The 16,760-nt window shown below is 73.0% G+C and carries 14 protein-coding genes; 7 read left to right on the top strand and 7 right to left on the bottom strand.

Features of this window, described 5'->3' with window-relative positions; translation table 11 throughout:
- Positions 1-99: 99 nt before the first annotated feature.
- Together OUY22_RS19930 and OUY22_RS19925 are read right to left on the bottom strand one after the other, a co-directional pair.
- Positions 100-636 (bottom strand): DUF4245 domain-containing protein, encoded by a 537-nt coding sequence (locus OUY22_RS19930; protein ID WP_270156549.1) that lies wholly within the window; start codon positions 634-636, stop codon positions 100-102.
- A gap of 11 nt (positions 637-647) precedes the next feature.
- The gene (locus tag OUY22_RS19925) at positions 648-1,256 is read right to left on the bottom strand and encodes a TetR/AcrR family transcriptional regulator (RefSeq protein WP_270156548.1); all 609 of its coding nucleotides are present in this window, start codon (positions 1,254-1,256) and stop codon (positions 648-650) included.
- An 82-nt stretch (positions 1,257-1,338) separates the two neighbouring features.
- Between OUY22_RS19925 and glpX the strand changes: the two genes are divergently transcribed.
- Positions 1,339-2,373: a class II fructose-bisphosphatase gene (gene glpX, locus OUY22_RS19920; RefSeq protein WP_270156547.1), complete on the top strand. Its 1,035-nt coding sequence runs from the start codon at positions 1,339-1,341 to the stop codon at positions 2,371-2,373.
- Here glpX and OUY22_RS19915 read toward each other — a convergent pair whose 3' ends face one another.
- On the bottom strand, positions 2,374-3,018 hold the full coding sequence (locus OUY22_RS19915) for a DUF1707 SHOCT-like domain-containing protein (protein ID WP_270156546.1): 645 nt from the start codon (positions 3,016-3,018) through the stop codon (positions 2,374-2,376).
- Positions 3,019-3,209: 191 nt separating this feature from the next.
- On the opposite strand from OUY22_RS19915, the gene OUY22_RS19910 reads away from it, so the two are divergent.
- Positions 3,210-4,373, top strand: a complete 1,164-nt coding sequence (locus tag OUY22_RS19910) for an MFS transporter (protein ID WP_270156545.1) — start codon at positions 3,210-3,212, stop codon at positions 4,371-4,373.
- Between the two features lie 61 nt (positions 4,374-4,434).
- On the opposite strand, the gene OUY22_RS19905 is transcribed toward OUY22_RS19910, so the two are convergent.
- Positions 4,435-5,379, bottom strand: a complete 945-nt coding sequence (locus tag OUY22_RS19905) for a Gfo/Idh/MocA family protein (RefSeq protein ID WP_270156544.1) — start codon at positions 5,377-5,379, stop codon at positions 4,435-4,437.
- Positions 5,380-5,404: 25 nt separating this feature from the next.
- The gene (gene pdxR / locus OUY22_RS19900) at positions 5,405-6,781 is read right to left on the bottom strand and encodes a MocR-like pyridoxine biosynthesis transcription factor PdxR (protein WP_270156543.1); all 1,377 of its coding nucleotides are present in this window, start codon (positions 6,779-6,781) and stop codon (positions 5,405-5,407) included.
- A 68-nt stretch (positions 6,782-6,849) separates the two neighbouring features.
- Here pdxR and OUY22_RS19895 point away from each other — a divergent pair, with 68 nt between their 5' ends.
- Both OUY22_RS19895 and OUY22_RS19890 read left to right on the top strand, forming a co-directional pair.
- The gene (locus OUY22_RS19895; protein ID WP_270156542.1) at positions 6,850-7,782 is read left to right on the top strand and encodes a DMT family transporter; all 933 of its coding nucleotides are present in this window, start codon (positions 6,850-6,852) and stop codon (positions 7,780-7,782) included.
- Positions 7,783-7,800: 18 nt separating this feature from the next.
- The gene (locus OUY22_RS19890; protein ID WP_270156541.1) at positions 7,801-9,456 is read left to right on the top strand and encodes a fumarate hydratase; all 1,656 of its coding nucleotides are present in this window, start codon (positions 7,801-7,803) and stop codon (positions 9,454-9,456) included.
- Positions 9,457-9,462: 6 nt separating this feature from the next.
- Here the strand turns inward: OUY22_RS19890 and OUY22_RS19885 are convergent, their stop codons facing one another.
- Entirely contained in the window at positions 9,463-9,651 is a 189-nt protein-coding gene (locus tag OUY22_RS19885; protein WP_270156540.1) for a DUF5999 family protein, read from the bottom strand.
- A gap of 435 nt (positions 9,652-10,086) precedes the next feature.
- Here OUY22_RS19885 and OUY22_RS19880 point away from each other — a divergent pair, with 435 nt between their 5' ends.
- The 3 genes from OUY22_RS19880 to OUY22_RS19870 are packed head-to-tail and all read left to right on the top strand — an operon-like array spanning position 10,087 to position 14,578.
- Positions 10,087-11,196 carry a serine/threonine-protein kinase gene (locus OUY22_RS19880; protein WP_270156539.1) on the top strand — a complete coding sequence of 370 codons (1,110 nt, stop codon included), beginning with the start codon at positions 10,087-10,089 and terminating at the stop codon, positions 11,194-11,196.
- 35 nt (positions 11,197-11,231) lie between these two features.
- Entirely contained in the window at positions 11,232-13,160 is a 1,929-nt protein-coding gene (locus tag OUY22_RS19875; protein WP_270156538.1) for a serine/threonine protein kinase, read from the top strand.
- A gap of 29 nt (positions 13,161-13,189) precedes the next feature.
- Positions 13,190-14,578: a class II fumarate hydratase gene (locus OUY22_RS19870; protein WP_270156537.1), complete on the top strand. Its 1,389-nt coding sequence runs from the start codon at positions 13,190-13,192 to the stop codon at positions 14,576-14,578.
- A 134-nt stretch (positions 14,579-14,712) separates the two neighbouring features.
- On the opposite strand, the gene OUY22_RS19865 is transcribed toward OUY22_RS19870, so the two are convergent.
- Positions 14,713-16,710, bottom strand: coding sequence for a glycosyltransferase family 2 protein (locus OUY22_RS19865; RefSeq protein WP_270156536.1), 1,998 nt, complete (start codon positions 16,708-16,710; stop codon positions 14,713-14,715).
- Positions 16,711-16,760: the final 50 nt, after the last annotated feature.

The raw sequence follows: 16,760 nt of genomic DNA, 5'->3' as shown, positions 1-16,760 counted from the left end.
CGGGGGGGGGGCCTTCTCACGTGGTTGACAGCAGAACCGGCGCCCCGTCAAGGGCCGGCCCTTCCACGCGGAGGCTGATGCTAGCAGCGTCCGGGCGGCTCAGGTGGCCGGCTTGGGACCCTCCCGCAGCGCGGCGGCGAGCCGGCCGAGCTCGGTCCAGTCAGCGGTGCCGGTCACGACCAGCGTCACGTCGGGCAGCACGCGGACCAGGGTGCGCTGCTTCTTGTCCTCGCGGAAACGCCGCTCCCACGTCTGGCCGCCCACCTGCTGGGTGCCGACCGACTTGTCGGAGTTGGCCATGCGGTTGGCGAACCCCGCCGCGGGCTTCTCGTCGCTCTGGATGAACATCGCGTGCTCGCGCGCGGCCGTCGCGTAGCCGATGTGCAGGACCTGCGCGCCGTTGTCGCCCTGGGCGACCCGGCTGCTGTTGGGGATCCACCCCTCGGGGTCCTGGGCCGGCGACCACACCGCGTACGGGACCGTACGGGAGAAGTTGGCCACCGTGATGGAGTAGTCGCGCCTCGGGATGTGCTCCACGTCGCCCCGCGGCGTGATGAGCAGGAAGAGGCCGACCCCCGCCAGGCAGACGAGCACGGCTACCACATAGCCGTGGAGACCTTCGGTGAACCGTTGCACACTTGGCGAGGTTACCCGCTGATGGCGTCGGTCGCGGACCCGGCCGGGCGGAGGCGGCCGATGATCTCCAGGACCTCCTCGGCCAGGTTTCTGTCCCCCGACTGGACGATCTCGTTGACGGCCCCGGCGAGCGCCCCCGTCAGGACGATGACGAGCGCGTTCTCGTCGTCGAAGAGCGCGGCGTTCCGGCGCGCCCAGGTGCGGAGCCGGTCGCGCATGACGACCTCGAAGCCGGGCGGCCCGTCGCCGCGCAGGAACAGCGCGGCGAGCTCGCGCTCGGCCAGGCAGCCGTCGAGATAGGCGCGGGCGGCGCTGACGAAGACCCGCATCGGGTCGGTCTCGCCGGCCTCACGGGCGGCCCGCGCGGCCTGCTTGGTGCGCTGCGTCTGGCGTGACTGGAACTCCTCGAACAGCGTGAGGTAGAGGTCGGCCTTGCCGGCGAAGTGGTGGTAGAGGCTGCCGACGCTGGCCTCGGCCGCGGCCACCACATCGGTCACGCCCGCCTCGGCGAAGCCCTTGGAGACGAACACGTCCCTGGCGGCGCGCAGCAGGGCCGAACGCGTGGCGGCGCCGCGCTCGGACGTGCGGGCTGTCACGGTCGGTTCCACATCGCTGCTCATGGCTGGCACATTATCCTCCGCTGACCGGGGATACAGGGACAACTACCATCGGGATAGTCGTCACGAGGAGGCCTCACTTATCATGTCCGAACAGACCTCGGTCCCCGAGCCGCTGGCCACGGGCGCGCACGCCCCCGACCGTAACCTCGCTCTTGAGCTCGTCCGCGTTACGGAGGCGGCCGCGATGGCCGCGGCGCGCTGGGTGGGCCGGGGTGACAAGAACGGCGCCGACGGCGCGGCGGTGAACGCCATGCGCCAGCTCATCAACACGGTGTCGATGAACGGCGTGGTGGTCATCGGGGAGGGCGAGAAGGACAAGGCCCCGATGCTGTTCAACGGCGAACAGGTCGGTGACGGCAGCGGGCCCGAGTGCGACGTGGCCGTGGACCCGATCGACGGCACCCGGTTGACCGCCCTGGGCATGCCCGACGCGGTGTCGGTCATCGCGGTGAGCGAGCGCGGGTCGATGTACGACCCGTCGGCCGTGTTCTACATGGAGAAGCTGGTGACGGGCCCCGAGGCGGCCGACGTGGTCGACATCGAGCGCCCGGTGGGCGACAACATCAGGGCGGTGGCCAAGGCCAAGCACTGCTCGCCCTCCGACGTCACCGTGGTGGTGCTCGACCGTCCCCGTCACGAGCAGCTCGTCAAGGAGATCAGGGAGACCGGGGCCCGGATCAAGTTCATCACCGACGGCGACGTGGCCGGCGCGATCATGGCCGCGCGCACCGGCACCGCCATCGACCTGATGATGGGCATCGGCGGCACGCCCGAGGGCATCGTGGCCGCGTGCGCGCTCAAGTGCCTGGGCGGCGTCATCCAGGGCAAGCTGTGGCCGCGCGACGAGGCCGAGCGGCGCAAGGCCCTGGACGCCGGGCTGGACCTCGACCAGGTGCTGAGCACGAACGACCTGGTCAGGTCGGACGACGTGTTCTTCGCGGCGTCGGGCATCACCCAGGGCCAGCTGATGGACGGCGTACGCTACCGCGGCGGCGTGGCGATGACCCAGTCGCTGGTGATGCGCGGGCGCTCGGGCACGATCCGCAAGATCGAGAGCGAGCACCAGCTGTGGAAGCTGCGCGCCTACAGCGCGATCAACTTCGACACCGCGGGCTGATCAGCGGCGCTTGCGGCGGCGGGGCTGCTTGACCGAGACGTCGCCGACGAAGTTGGTGGTGCGGACCTCGACGACGGGCGCGCCGGGCTCCTCGGGCCCCTTGGTGAGCCGCGCGGTCTTGTCCTTGGTGACGCGGATGACCTCGAGCCCTTCGGGCACGCGGATCTCCAGCCCGCCGAAGACCAGGGTGGCGTTGATGACAACGCGCCGGTTCTGCAGGATCGCGTCGCGGAGGTCGAGCTTCGTGGTGCCGAACATGGCGGTGACGTCGAGCTCCGCGGGCACCACCCAGCGCCCGCCCCGCTCCTGCTGCCGGAAGAACGCGGAGACCGGCCTGTCGTCGAGGTTGAGCGGCTGCTCCTCGGCGGGCAGCAGGTCCTCGGTGAGCTTGACCAGCTCGCCGAGCGTGCGGGCCGCGTAGAGGACGCCGAGCCGCTCCTCCAGCTCCTCCAGCGTGAGCCGCCCGTCGGCGTGCGCGTCCTGGAGGACCTGCGCGATGCGCTCGCGGTCGGCGTCGGACGCCCGCAGCTCGGCGGGCTGGGGGAGGTCGTCCTTGCGGGGGCGGCGGGCCGACACCCACTCGTCGGCCAGCCGTTCGCCCGCCTCCTGCAGACGGGGCAGCCACGATCCCGGGCGTTCCTTCACGCCTCCCACGATATCCGGCGGGCACGACGTTCGGCCTGATCCCGGCGTCCCGAATCACCGGGCGGGAACGCCGCGTCGCCGGGACGGCCGGGCGCCGGTGAGACGGACCCGGCCGAGTGCTGGTGGAGCGGCGATCTCAGGGACTAACCTGACCCAGCCTCACGTTAATTCCCCCCATTCAGGAGGCCGCCGTGCCGTCTCCGCGTGATCGCCAAGCCCGCCTCGCCACCTTCACCGTGTACGCGGTCCAGGGCCTGTCCTTCGCCACCCTGCTCACCCAGGTCGCCCACCTGCAGGACAAACACGGCCTGAGCACCGGGGCGCTGACCGCGCTGCTGCTCATCGTGCCGGTGTTCGCGGGCGTGGGCAGCGTGGCGGCGGGCGCCTTCGCCGCCCGGCTGGGCAGCCGGCTCCTGCTCCGCCTGGCCCAGCCCGCCGTCGCCGTCGCCGTCGTCCTGTCCGGCCTGGCTCCCGGCGTGCCGCTCCTGGTGCCGGCGCTGCTGCTGTTCGGGGTGGCGGTCGGCGCGGTGGACGCGGGCATGAACATGCAGGGCGTCGCGGTCGAGCGCCGGTACGGGCGGGCCGTGCTGAACGGCTTCCACTGCCTGTGGAGCGTCTTCAGCCTGGCCGGAGCGCTGTGGGTGGCGGCGGCGGGCGACGCGCTGCCGCTGGAGGCGGTCATGGCGATCCCGATGGTGTTCGCCGTCGCCGGCTCGCTGCACGCCGGCCCCCGCCTGTACGCGCCGGAGGAGGAGCGGGCCGAGACCGCCGGGCGCGCCGCCGCGACCGGGGTCCCGTGGCGGCCGATCATCCCGCTCTGCCTGGCGATGGGCTTCCTGTACGTGGGCGACGCCGCGGTCTCGAACTTCAGCACCGTCTTCATGCAGGACGAACTGCTCGCCGACGCCCGGGTGATCCCGCTGGCCTACGCCGCGTACCAGGCCACCACGCTGCTCGTGCGGCTGGCCGGTGACGTGGCGGTCAGGCGGTACGGTCCCGCCACCGTGGTCAGGCTGGGCGGGGCGATCGCCACACTGGGCTTCCTGGGGATCGTGTTCGCGCCGGGACAGCCGCTGGCGGTGGTGGCCTTCGGGCTGACCGGGGTGGGGCTGTCGGTGGTGGCGCCGCAGTCGTTCTCGGCCGCGGGACGGCTGGACCCCGCGGGCACCGGGGTGGCGATCGCCCGGGTCAACCTGTTCAACTACGTCGGCTTCATCGTGGGCGCGGCCCTGGTGGGCGGGCTCGCGGACGCGGCCGGCATGCGCGTGGGGTTCGCCGCGCCGCTGGTGCTCGCCGCCGCCATCGTGGTCCTGGCCAAGGGGTTCGAGCCGAAGCCGGTGGCGTCGCGGCCGTGAGGCGGGCGGCTCAGCGCGTCGGGGCCGTGACGCGGGGTGTCATGGCCGTGAGGCGGGCGGCTCAGCGCGTCGGGGTGACCTCGGTCAGGTCGACCGGCCGGCGCTCGCGACGCGACAGCTCGGCCGCCTCGGCGACGAGCAGCGCCGCCAGCGCGTCGTCCACCGCGCACAGCCCGTCCGCGCCGCGCAGGAACGCGTCCAGCTCGGCCCGGTAGGCGTCGGCGAACCGGGCGACGAAGTCCGGCCAGGGCTCGCCTCCAGGGGTGAGGCCCTCGGTCGAGGTGAGCGGGGCGCGCGGGCCCAGGCCCACGGCCATCGTGCCCCGGGTGCCCGCCAGCTCCATGCGCACGTCGTACCCGGCGCCGTTGTAGCGCGAGCCCTGCACGGTGGCGAGCGTGCCGTCGTCCAGGGTGAGCAGGGCGGCGCTGGTGTCGACGTCGCCCGCCTCGGCGAAGAACGCGGCGCCCCGGTTGGCCCCCGTCGCGTACACCGAGACCACCTCGCGGCCGGTCACCCAGCGCAGGATGTCGAAGTCGTGGATGTGGCAGTCGCGGAAGATCCCGCCGGACGGCGGGATGTAGGCGGCGGGCGGGGGCGCGGGGTCGGCGGTGATCAGGTGCGCCCGGTGCAGGTCGCCCAGCTCGCCCCGGCGCAGCGCGCCCGCGGCGGCCGCGTACCCGGCGTCGAACCTGCGCTGGAACCCGATCGCCACCCGGTTGCCGCGCGCCGCCTCCAGCACCTCCAGCGTGCCCCTGACGTCACCGGCCGCCGGTTTCTCGCAGAACGCGGGGACGCCCCGGCGGCAGGCCTCCAGGAGCAGTTCGGCGTGGGTGCTCGTGGGGGTGGCGATGACCACCGCGTCGGCGTCGAAGGGGTCGCCCGTCCTGCCGTGCGGGGAGGTCCGTACGGGGTCCGCCACGATCAGGTCGTCGACCAGCGGGTGGGCGGCCAGCGTCGCGGCGTGGAACGCGCCGATCCGGCCCAGCCCGAGCAGTCCCACGCGCATGGCCCCTCCTCTGCCTGTGCAACCTCTAGATCCCTTTTTGTCCAGACATAAGGACTTTAAGCCCTCGAATCGTCTCCGCCGCGCGGCGGGCCGGCAACCGGGCGAAGCCGGCCACCACCGCCGGCGGGCCGTCGCCCTCGCGCATCGGCCCCACCGGCTCGGCCACCAGGCCCAGTTCCAGGGCCGCCGCCACCACCCGGTCCTCGTCCCAGCCCGCCGGCAGCTCCAGATAGACGTGCAGGCCCGCCTCGATGCCCCGGACCCGGACCTCGGGCAGTTCCCCGGCCAGCGCCTCCACCAGGGCGTCCCGGCGGCGGCGGTACTCCCGGCGCATCCGCCGCAGGTGCTTGTCGTAACCGCCGGTGCGCAGGAAGTGGGCCAGCGCGTACTGCTCGACCACCGGCGAGCCCAGGTCCAGCTCGCCCCGGGCGCGGCGGACCGCCTCGGCCACGGGCGCGGGGGCCACCACCCAGCCCAGCCGCAGGCCGGGCGCGAGCGCCTTGCTCACGCTGCCCGACAGGATCACCCGGTCGGGCGCGAGCCCCTGCAGGCAGCCGACCGGGTCCCGGTCGAAGCGGAACTCGGCGTCGTAGTCGTCCTCCAGGATGAACCGGTCGCCGTCGCGGGCCCACGCCATCAGGGCGGCCCGCCGCGCCGGTGAGAGCACCACCCCCATGGGGAACTGGTGGGCGGGCGTGACCAGCGCCGCCTCCGCGCGCCGGGCCGCCAGCGCCGCCACGTCCAGACCCTGCTCGTCCACCGGCACCCGGACCACGTCGGCGCCCGCGCGGCGCAGCAGCGGAAGCTGGCGGGTGCTGCCGGGGTCCTCCACCGCCAGGCGGATCCGGCCGGACCCCGCCAGCGCCCGCAGGATCAGGCTCAGGCCCTGGGCCACGCCGCCGACCACGACCAGGTTCTCCGGGCCCACGTCGGCCGCCCTGACCCGCCTCAGGTAGCCGGCCAGCTCCTCGCGCAGCTCCGGGACGCCGCCGGGGTCGCCGTAGTCGAGGGCGTCGCCGGGCATCGTCGTGAGCACGTGACGGACCGCGGCCAGCCAGCGCTCGCGCGGGAAGAAGCCGAGGTCGGGCGAGGTCGGCCGGTGCCCGTAGTACGGGGCGCGGTCCAGGCCGTCCGGCGGGGGCTCGGCGCGGTGCGCGGCGGTGGGGGCGACCTGGGTGCCGGCGCCGACGCGGGAGACCAGGAACCCCTCCGCGACGAGCTGCTCGTACGCCTCGACCACCACGCCCCGGGAGACGCGCAGGTCGGCGGCGAGGTCGCGGGTGGCGGGCAGGCGGGTGCCCGGGGCCAGGCGGCCGTGGCGGACGGCGTCGCGCAGCTCGGAGGCGATCTGCCCGGCGATCCCGCCTATTTCCCGATTTATCGGCACATGGAGGTCGGCCACAATGGTCCTCTGTCAGAGCGATGGATTGGACTGTTTAGCAGGACCATTGTGCTCCTAGCCTGGCAGGCATGAGAAATGGAGCCGCCGGTGCCGCCCTGGCCATGTTCTGCGTGGGGACACTCGCGGGAGTGTCGGATCTGGTCGGGGACTATCCCGTCTACGGCGGGCAGGCGGTGCGCTACGCGGTCGCGGCCGTCATCCTGGTGGCGGTCACCCGCGTCATGGGCCTGCGCTTCGTCCGGCTGACGGCGCGCGAGTGGCTGCTGCTCGGCGCGCTGGCCCTGACCGGGCTGGCGCTGTTCAACGTGTTCGTGATCGAGTCCGCCCGCGCCGCCGGGCCCGTGCTCGTCGGCACCGTCCTCGGCACCGTGCCGCTCTGGCTCTCCTTCGCCGGCGGCCGTCCCGCGCCGCGGCTGCTCGCCGGGGCCGGCGTGGTGGTGGCCGGCGCGACGCTGGCCACCGGGCTGGGCAGCGGCACGCTGCCCAGCCTGCTGTGGGCGCTCGGCGCGCTGGCGGGCGAGATCTGCTTCTCCCTGCTGGCCCTGCCGCTGCTGCCGAAGCTGGGCGCCATCCGGGTGTCGGCGTACGCGACCGTGCTGGCGGTGCCGGTGCTGGCCGTGATCGGGCTGGCGCGGGAGGGGTCCGGCATGCTGCGGGTGCCGACCCTGACCGAGGCACTGGGGTTCGGCTATCTGGCGGTGGTGGTGACGGTGCTGGCGTTCCTGCTCTGGTACACGTCGCTGCCCAAGCTGGGGCCGGGCCGGGCCGGGCTGTTCGCCGGGCTCATCCCCGTCGGCGCGATCGTCACCGGCCTGGTGCTCGGCATCGCCGCGCCCTCCGCGTACGACCTCGCGGGGGCGGGGCTGGTGATCGCGGGCATCCTGCTCGGGCTGGGCCGGTCGCGTCCCCGTACGTCCGCGCCGATTCCCGCGCCGATTCCCGCGCCGATTCCCGCGCCCCCCAGGGGACGGACGAAGACCAGCGACGGCGTACCCTCTTAGCGGATCGAAAGGATGGACATGGCCGACTTCGACTACACCGACCTTCTCCCGCTGGGCGCCGACGACACGGAATACCGGCTGATCACCGCGGAGGGGGTGCGGACGGTCGAAGCGGCGGGGCGGACATTCCTGGAGGTGGACCCCGAGGCGCTGCGGCTGCTCACGGAGACCGCCGTCCACGACATCTCCCACTTCCTGCGCCCGTCCCATCTGGCCCAGCTCCGCAAGATCGTCGATGACCCCGAGTCCAGCGGCAACGACCGGTTCGTGGCGCTCGACCTGCTGAAGAACGCCTCCATCTCGGCCGGCGGCGTGCTCCCCATGTGTCAGGACACCGGCACCGCGATCGTCATGGGCAAGCGCGGCCGTCACGTGCTGACCGACGGCCGCGACGCCGAGCACCTCTCGCGCGGCGTCTACGACGCCTACACCAGGCTCAACCTGCGCTACTCGCAGATGGCCCCGCTGACCATGTGGGACGAGAAGAACACCGGCAGCAACCTGCCCGCGCAGATCGAGCTGTACGCCGAGGACCCGCACGGCCACCCCGACGAGTACAAGCTGCTGTTCATGGCCAAGGGGGGCGGCTCGGCCAACAAGTCGTTCCTGTACCAGGAGACCAAGGCCGTGCTCAACGAGAAGCGGATGATGGCCTTCCTGGAGGAGAAGATCCGTTCGCTCGGCACCGCCGCCTGCCCGCCCTACCACCTGGCGGTGGTGGTCGGCGGCACGTCCGCCGAGTACGCGCTCAAGACCGCCAAGTACGCCAGCGCCCGCTACCTCGACTCGATCCCCACCGAGGGCTCCGCCTCCGGCCACGGCTTCCGCGACCTGGAGCTGGAGGCCAAGGTCTTCGAGCTGACGCAGAAGCTCGGCATCGGCGCGCAGTTCGGCGGCAAGTACTTCTGCCACGACGTGCGGGTGATCCGGCTGCCGCGGCACGGCGCCTCCTGCCCGGTGGCCATCGCGGTCTCCTGCTCGGCTGACCGTCAGGCGCTCGCCAAGATCACCCCTGAGGGCGTGTTCCTGGAGCGGCTGGAGACCGACCCGGCGCGGTTCCTGCCTGAGACCACCGACGAGCACCTGTCGGACGACGTGGTCTCCATCGACCTCAACCGGCCGATGCCGGACATCCTCGCCGAGCTGTCGAAGTATCCGGTCAAGACCCGCCTGTCCCTCACCGGGCCGCTGGTCGTGGCCCGCGACATCGCACACGCCAAGATCGCCGAGCTGCTCGACCAGGGCGGCGAGATGCCGCAGTACCTGAAGGACCACGCGGTCTACTACGCGGGCCCGGCCAAGACGCCCGAGGGCTACGCGTCCGGCTCGTTCGGGCCGACCACGGCGGGCCGGATGGACTCGTACGTGGCGCGCTTCCAGGCGGCGGGCGGCTCGATGGTGATGCTGGCCAAGGGCAACAGGTCGGGGCAGGTGACCGAGGCCTGCCGGCAGTACGGCGGGTTCTACCTCGGCTCCATCGGCGGCCCGGCGGCCCGGCTGGCGCAGGACTGCATCAAGAAGGTCGAGGTGCTGGAGTATCCGGAGCTCGGGATGGAAGCGGTCTGGAAGATCGAGGTGGTCGACTTCCCCGCCTTCGTCGTGGTCGACGACAAGGGCAACGACTTCTTCACCGACACCACCGGGCCGGTGCTGACCATCGGCCGGCGGGGCTGAGGGCCCTCAGGCCGCGACCAGCGCGCGGTGGGGGGCGATGACCGAGCCGTCGGGAAGCAGCAGGCCGGTGTCCTCGAACAGCACCACGCCGTTGCAGAGCAGGCTCCATCCCTGGTCGGGGTGGGCCTTGACCACGTGAGCCGCCTCACGGTTCAATGCGTCAGCACTGGGACATACGGGGAAGTGACTGCACATTTCGCACCTCTCAGATGCACTCCTGATGGACTGTGTCTCAGTAGGGCAGCCTGCGCCCCGACGGCGTGCGGAGGTCCAGTGAGTCCGGGGCCGGCCTTCGGGGCCGGCGGCGGATCTGAATCCGGCGCATCGTCCTCACGTCCTCTGGTCTTCGCTCGTCAACCTTCGGGCGGATGCCTCCATTCTGACGACCGGCACCGACAGTTCCGGCCTCTTCCTGAGGAATCCTTCCCGCTGCGTCCAGCATGCCCCCGTGTCCTTACCACAGCCTTACAGCCTGCTGACGGTGTCGGGCGCGCGCCTTTCAGGAGACCTGCGGGCGAATGGGCCGCCGCCGTAATGACTCGTCCTGTCAGGTGACTTGACTTGGATTCGCAACAAATTATCGGCCCGGCCTCTACTGGTCGGTTTACACAAATAGGTAAGCTGCCAGGCATGCGTGCGCCCTCCGGTTACCTTCTCGCCGCGCGCTATCGGCTCGTGGAGCCGGTCGGACGCGGCGGCATGGGCACCGTGTGGCGGGCACATGACGAGCTGCTCAACCGTGAAGTGGCGGTCAAGGAGGTCCGCCTGCCCAAGGTCCTCGACGAGGAGTTGCGCGCCGAGTTGTGCGCGCGCACCGAACGCGAGGGCCGGGCGACCGCGATGGTGGCGCACCCGTCCGTGATCACGGTCTTCGACGTGGTCACCGAGGACGACCGGCCGTGGATCGTCATGGAGCTGCTCCGCGCCAGGTCGCTGGAGCAGGTCATCCAGGTGGAGGGCCCGCTGGAGCCGCGCCGGGTGGCCGAGATCGGCCGCCAGATCCTCGGGGCGCTGCGCGCCGTCCACGCCAAGGGCATCCTCCACCGCGACGTCAAGCCCAGCAACGTGCTGGTCCTGGAGGACCGCGCGGTGCTCACCGACTTCGGCCTGGCCGCGCTCGAAGGCGACGTCTCCATCACCCAGGCCGGCATCGTGCTCGGCTCGGCCGGCTACATCGCGCCGGAGCGCGTGCTCGGCGCCAAGGCCAGCCCGGCCGCCGACCTGTGGTCGCTCGGCGCGACCCTCTACACCGCCGTCGAGGGCCGGGGCCTGCACGGCCGGCGTACGGCCGCCGCCGCGCTCGCCGCGCTGACCAGTGGCGAGCCGATCCCGATGACCAAGGCCGGGCCGCTCGCGCCGGTCCTGGACGCGCTGCTGCGCATCGACCCCCACACCCGGCTCGACTCCGTGCGGGCCTCGCTGATGCTCGCCCGGGTCGCGGCGGGCGGTTCGGCGGAGGAGCCGCTGACCCCGCGCCGGCTCCCGCGCCCGGCGATGGCGCCGACCGCGCCCGCCTTCGCCCGCCGGCCCGCGCACCGCGGGCTGCACCGGGCCGACATGGGCACCCCGGCGTTGAACGTCCCGCCCCAACGGCAGGAACGCCGCTCCGGTGAGGGCGTGCACCGCCGCCGGGTCGAATCCCGGCCGGCGCCATTGGCACCTGCCCGTTTCCTGACGACGGTGATAAAGTTGTTCCTTCCTCGGCGGTTCTGGCCAAGAGAACTTCGCAAGCGAGGGTAAAGCACTTCCCAAGCGAGAATCGATATCGTCTTCTCATGCCGGAACAGCAGACGCACCTGCTCGCGGAGCGGTACGAGCTCATCGCGCCACTCGGCCGCGGCACCATGGGCACCGTGTGGCGCGCCCATGACCGTGTGCTCGGCCGCGACGTCGCGGTCAAGGAGATCCGCCAGGACTCGGGCCTCACCGACGAGCAGCGCGCCGAGCTGCGCGAACGCATGGTCCGCGAAGGCCGCATCGCCTCGCGCGTCAACCACCCGGCCGTCGCCGCCATCCATGACGTGATCGTGCACGCCGACCGGCCGTGGATCATCATGGAGCTCGTCGAGGGCCGCTCGATGGAGCAGGTCATCGACGAGGAGGGGCCGCTGCCGCCCCGGCTGGTCGCGGAGATCGGCGTCGACCTGCTCGGCGCGCTGCGCGCCGCGCACGCCCAGGGCATCACCCACCGCGACGTCAAGCCCGGCAACGTGCTCATCACCGAGACCGGGCGCGTGGTGCTCACCGACTTCGGCATCGCCAGGGCCGAGGGCGATCCGAGGCTGACCAGGACCGGCATGGTCATCGGCTCCCCCGGCTACACCGCGCCGGAACGTGCCAGAGGCGAGTACACCGGCCCCGAGTCCGACCTCTGGTCGCTCGGGGCGACGCTCTACTTCGCCGTCGAGGGCCGTCCCGCGTACGAGCGCTCCACCATCGCCGAGACGCTGGCGGCGCTGCTCAGCGAGAACGCCGATCCGCCCACCCAGGCCGGGCCGCTGCGGCCGGTGCTGGACGGGCTGCTGATCAAGGATCACAAGCGCCGGTTGAACGCCGCCCAGGCGGAGACCATGCTGCGGATGGTCGCCGATACGCCCACCAGCGAGATGCCGGCGGTCGCGGCCGAGACCTTCGCCGACCAGGAGCCCTCCGTGCCCCACGCCTCCCGTCCCGGCTCCTCTCCGCGGCCGTCCGGCCCGGTTCCGGCCGGCGGCCCCGCCCAGGCAGACGGGCCCGGCGGCCCCTCCGGGGTGCCGGCCGGCGGTCTCAACCACTTCAGCGCCGGTCCCGGCGCCGGTGACCGCCCGTACCCGCAGGCTCCGGCCGCGCGCGGCGGCCCCCACCCCGCCGGCCCGAGCCCGTTCGGCTCCGGCCCACCGGCCGCCGACCCCTACGGCACGGGACCATCGGGCGCCGACCCGTACGGCACGGGACCATCGGGCGCGAACCCCTACGGCACAGGGCCCTCGGGCGGCGACCCGTACGGCACAGGACCGTCAGGCGGGGACCCGTACGGCACGGGCCCCTCGGCCGGGACCGACCCGTACGGCCGGGCCGGGGCCGGTGGGGGCGGTCCGTACGGTGAGGGGCGCGACGCGTTCGGCGGCCCGCCCACCGGCGGGCAGCCCGACCGCCCGCAGGACCCCGAGCGCACGATCAGCATGATGCGCCCCAAGACCCCGCTCCCCCAGTCGCCGGGCTCCCCGGGCGCGCGGCAGCAGGACGGGCGGCAGCAGGGGGGGCAGTCCGACGAGGGCGCCTTCGCCACCACCCGGCTGCCCCGCAACCCGCTCGACTCCCCCGGCACCCAGGTCTACCCGCCCGCCCCCCAGGACCAGCCCGGCCGGCGGCCCGGACCGGCGCCGCAGCCGTCGGGCCCGCAGCCCACCCCGCACTCGACCCCCCACCCGGCCCCGCACTCGGCCCCGCACTCGGCACCGCACTCGGCCCCGCAGTCAACGCCGTACCCGCAGCAGCCCGGTCCCCAGGGTCCGCCGCAGCAGGGCCCGCGGCAGCCGCCGTTCCCGCCGCGCCGGCCGCCCGAGGCGAACGACGGGCCCGGTCTGGGCACCGACCTGTTCTCCATCGCCGGCATGGAGCAGCAGCCCCCGAGCAACCGCACCGGCATGCTGGTGCTCATGGGCGTCGCGGCCGCGGCCGCCGTGGTGATCGTGATCCTGGTCGTGGCGCTGCTGACGAACTGACCGGCTTTCCGTGGGTAACACTGGGAGGCATGAGCGAGTATCGCGTTGAATACGACTCGATGGGCGAGGTGCGCGTGCCCGCCGGTGCGAAGTGGCGTGCGCAGACCCAGCGAGCGGTGGAGAACTTCCCCATCTCCGGCCGGGCGCTCGAGCCCTCCCACATAGCCGCGCTCGGCCTGGTCAAGGCGGTGGCCGCCGAGGTCAACGGCGAGCTGGGGGTGATCGACGAGGAGTTGGCCGAGGCCATCGCCCAGGCGGCGGCCGACGTGGCGGAGAACGAGCACGACGCCCATTTCCCCGTGGACGTGTTCCAGACGGGGTCGGGCACCTCGTCCAACATGAACGCCAACGAGGTCATCGCCACGCTGGCCGAGGAGCGGCTGGGCCGCCCGGTTCACCCGAACGACCATGTCAACGCCTCCCAGTCGTCCAACGACGTGTTCCCGACCTCGATCCACGTGGCGGCGGCCACCGAGGTCTCCTTCCATCTGCTGCCCTCGCTGGAGCACCTGGCGATCGCGCTGCGGACCAAGGCGGCCGAGTTCGACGACGTGGTGAAGGCGGGGCGGACCCACCTGATGGACGCCACGCCGGTCACCCTGGGCCAGGAGTTCGGCGGTTACGCCACCCAGGTGGAGCACGGCGTGGTCCGGGTGCGGCGGGCCCTGGACCACGTGCTGGAGCTCCCGCTGGGCGGCACCGCGGTCGGCACCGGCATCAACACGCCGCCGGGGTTCGCCGAGAAGGCGATCGCCAAACTGCGCGAGGCCACCGGACTCGGCTTCCGTGAGGCGGCCGACCACTTCGAGGCGCAGAGCGCGCAGGACTCCATCGTCGAGCTGTCCGGCCAGCTCAAGGTCGTGGCCGTGTCGCTGAACAAGATCGTCAATGACCTGCGGTGGATGGGCTCGGGGCCCCGCGCGGGTCTCGGCGAGATCAACCTGCCCGACCTGCAGCCGGGCTCGTCGATCATGCCAGGCAAGGTCAACCCGGTCATCCCCGAGGCCACGGCCATGGTCGCCGCCCAGGTCATCGGGAACGACGCCGCCATCACCTTCGCCGGCGCCTCCGGCTCCTTCGAGCTGAACGTCCAGCTCCCGCTCATCGCCCGCAACATCCTGGAGTCCATCCGGCTGCTGGCCGCCGTCTCCCGCCTCCTGGCCGACCGCTGCGTCTCCGGCATCACCGCCGACGTCGACCGCCTGCGCGAGTACGCCGAGTCCTCCCCCTCGATCGTCACCCCGCTCAACCGGTACGTCGGCTACGAGGAGGCGGCCAAGATCGCCAAGCAGGCGCTCGCGGAGCGCAGGACGATCCGCGAGGTGGTCGTCGAACGCGGCCACGTCGCCGCGGGAACCCTGACGGAGGCCCAGCTCGACGCCGCCCTGGACGTCCTGTCCATGACCCGGCCCGCCTAGGTCCCCGCACGCGGGGCTGGACCGCGTCGGCAGGCTGCTCGGCGACGGCCGGCAGGAGCCGGGCCGGGCGCTGGAGCTCCAGCTCGCGCTCCGGCTGCACCGGCTCGGGGAGAACGCGGGTGGCGCGCCCGCGGTCAGTCCTTGAGGTAGCGGTGCCTGCCCGCGCGCGCCAGCCGGACCACCCGGCGCGCGCCGGGCAGGCGGCGGGCCAGCCGCAGCCAGGCGGTGTCGCGGCCGAGCGGGAAGCGCCGTTCCGGAGTGACGGCCGTGGCGGGCCGCGCCACCGCCCTGCCGTGCCGCAGCTCCACCGCGAACCGCAGCCCGAGCTCCTCCTCCGCGTCGCGCAGCGTCGCCAGCCAGACGCCCGGTCCCAGACTGTCCCTGCCGGGCATCCTCCGCTTGACCGGCACCTTGGCCACGAGCTGGCCGGCCAGCCTGCCGGGCACGCCCGCCTCGACCAGCGCGGGGGCCGACACCTCGCGCTCGCGCCGTCCGGCCGTGCGCAGCACCAGCTCCAGCGGCGGGCCGCCGCTGGGCGGCACGTACGGCACGGGCAGCACCACCCACAGGTGCTCGCCGAGCAGCTTGACGTCCACCCCCGGGGACACCAGCGCGATCGACTCGGTGAACGAGCGCGGCTCGACGGCCAGCCCCAGCTCCCCCGTGTCCGTCCAGCACGGCACCACCAGCCGCGTCCTGGGCCGCTGGGCGAGCACGCCGAGGCAGTTGAGCGGGCCGTCCGGCCGCCGCACCCGGCTCCTGGCCTGGTGCGCGCCGCCGAACATGCGCACGTGGACCTCCCACTCGCCGGGCCGCAGCGGCTCGCCGTGCGCGGCCGCGGTCACGTCCACCCTGGCCTCGCCGAGGATCCGCACCCGGGCGTGCCTGCGTCCGTCCTGGGCCCTGTCCACCTGGTACGCGACCGGCAGGAAATGCACGTCACCGGTGCCGGCGTGGCGCAGGTAGACCTCGATGCGGGCGCGTTCGACGGCGCCGGTGACGTCGAGCACGCTCTCCGGCAGCAGCCTGGCGTCCACGGCGCGCGGCGGCTTCCAGAACAGCCGGTCGCCGTCCGTCAGGAACCGCTCCGGGCGGCCCTCCCCGTTCAGCACCTCCACGCTCAGCCCGAGCACCAGCACGTGCGCGTCCCAGCGGACCTCGGTCAGGTCGGCGCGCAGCCCGGCCCGCCCCGAGGAGTTGGCCAGCATGACGAGCTGGTCCAGCCGCCCGGCCCTGATGAGCGCGGCCACGGCCCTGAGCTGGACGGGCAGGTAGCGGTCCAGCCGCTCGGGGAAGCGCTCGGTGACGAGTTCCTCGACCATGCGGAAGTACGCGCCGCGGTCGATCGAGGAGTCGGCGAACGCGGTCGTCAGGAACGGCCGCAGCACCGCCGAACGGAACCAGTAGGCGTACATGCGGTCGCGCTGGCGGCCCTCGCCCACGTACCCGTCGATGTCGCGCAGCAGGGCCCGCAGCTCGCGCACGGCGGTGCGCGGCTCCTCGGCGATCACCTCGCGGGCGCCCAGGTGGCAGCAGACGTGCTCGGCCAGCACCGCGATGACCTTGGCCCGCAGGTAGGCGCGGACCACGAACGCCTGCTCGGCGATGGCGCCGCCGGGCACGGCGAAGCCGAGCTCGTGCTCCTCCAGGAAGGCGCGGCGGTAGAGCTTGTGCGGGGTGAGCAGGGTGAGCAGCCGGTCGCGCAGGATGTCGGCGCGGGCCTTGCTGTGGTCGAAGGCGGTCATCGGCGGCCCGCCGTCGCGCACCAGCCGGCCGGCGAGCACGTCGGCGTCGGCCTCCACGGCCCGCTCGTACATGCGCTCCAGCGCCTCGCGCGCCAGCCGGTCCTGCTGGCCGAGGAGGAAGACGTACTCGCCTTTGGCCGCGGCGAGGCCGACGTTGCGGCCGCGCATGGGGGAGCCCGTGTGCGGCAGGTGCAGCACGCGCACGTTCCTGCGCACAGCGGCGATGGTGTCGAGCCGTTCCGCGATCCCGTCCGTGGACCCGTCGTCCACGAAGATCACTTCGTATGCGTCCGCCGGCAGGCTCTGCTCCAGCGTGGAGCGGATGCACGGATCGGCTGAATCACCCGGGTTGTGGACATTGACGATCACACTGACCTTCACACCCATGCGGCCAGGGTGCGTGGTCCTTTCCGTGCGGGCGGAGCGGCTTGCCGATT

Source organism: Nonomuraea corallina (assembly GCF_027620315.1).
GTDB classification, from domain to species: Bacteria; Actinomycetota; Actinomycetes; order Streptosporangiales; family Streptosporangiaceae; genus Nonomuraea; species Nonomuraea corallina.
Note: the sequence above shows the minus strand (reverse complement) of the source record. Positions and strands in the feature narration are given on the sequence as shown.

Excerpts from the sequence above, each read along its gene's own strand:
- OUY22_RS19890 (WP_270156541.1), top strand. The coding sequence starts at position 7,801 with ATGGCCGACTTCGACTACACCGACCTTCTCCCGCTGGGCGCCGACGAC.
- OUY22_RS19905 (WP_270156544.1), bottom strand. The coding sequence starts at position 5,379 with ATGCGCGTGGGACTGCTCGGGCTGGGCCGGATCGGCGCGTTCCACGCC.
- OUY22_RS19885 (WP_270156540.1), bottom strand. The coding sequence starts at position 9,651 with ATGTGCAGTCACTTCCCCGTATGTCCCAGTGCTGACGCATTGAACCGT.
- OUY22_RS19875 (WP_270156538.1), top strand. The coding sequence starts at position 11,232 with ATGCCGGAACAGCAGACGCACCTGCTCGCGGAGCGGTACGAGCTCATC.
- OUY22_RS19925 (WP_270156548.1), bottom strand. The coding sequence starts at position 1,256 with ATGAGCAGCGATGTGGAACCGACCGTGACAGCCCGCACGTCCGAGCGC.
- OUY22_RS19895 (WP_270156542.1), top strand. The coding sequence starts at position 6,850 with ATGAGAAATGGAGCCGCCGGTGCCGCCCTGGCCATGTTCTGCGTGGGG.
- OUY22_RS19880 (WP_270156539.1), top strand. The coding sequence starts at position 10,087 with ATGCGTGCGCCCTCCGGTTACCTTCTCGCCGCGCGCTATCGGCTCGTG.
- OUY22_RS19870 (WP_270156537.1), top strand. The coding sequence starts at position 13,190 with ATGAGCGAGTATCGCGTTGAATACGACTCGATGGGCGAGGTGCGCGTG.
- OUY22_RS19865 (WP_270156536.1), bottom strand. The coding sequence starts at position 16,710 with ATGGGTGTGAAGGTCAGTGTGATCGTCAATGTCCACAACCCGGGTGAT.
- glpX (WP_270156547.1), top strand. The coding sequence starts at position 1,339 with ATGTCCGAACAGACCTCGGTCCCCGAGCCGCTGGCCACGGGCGCGCAC.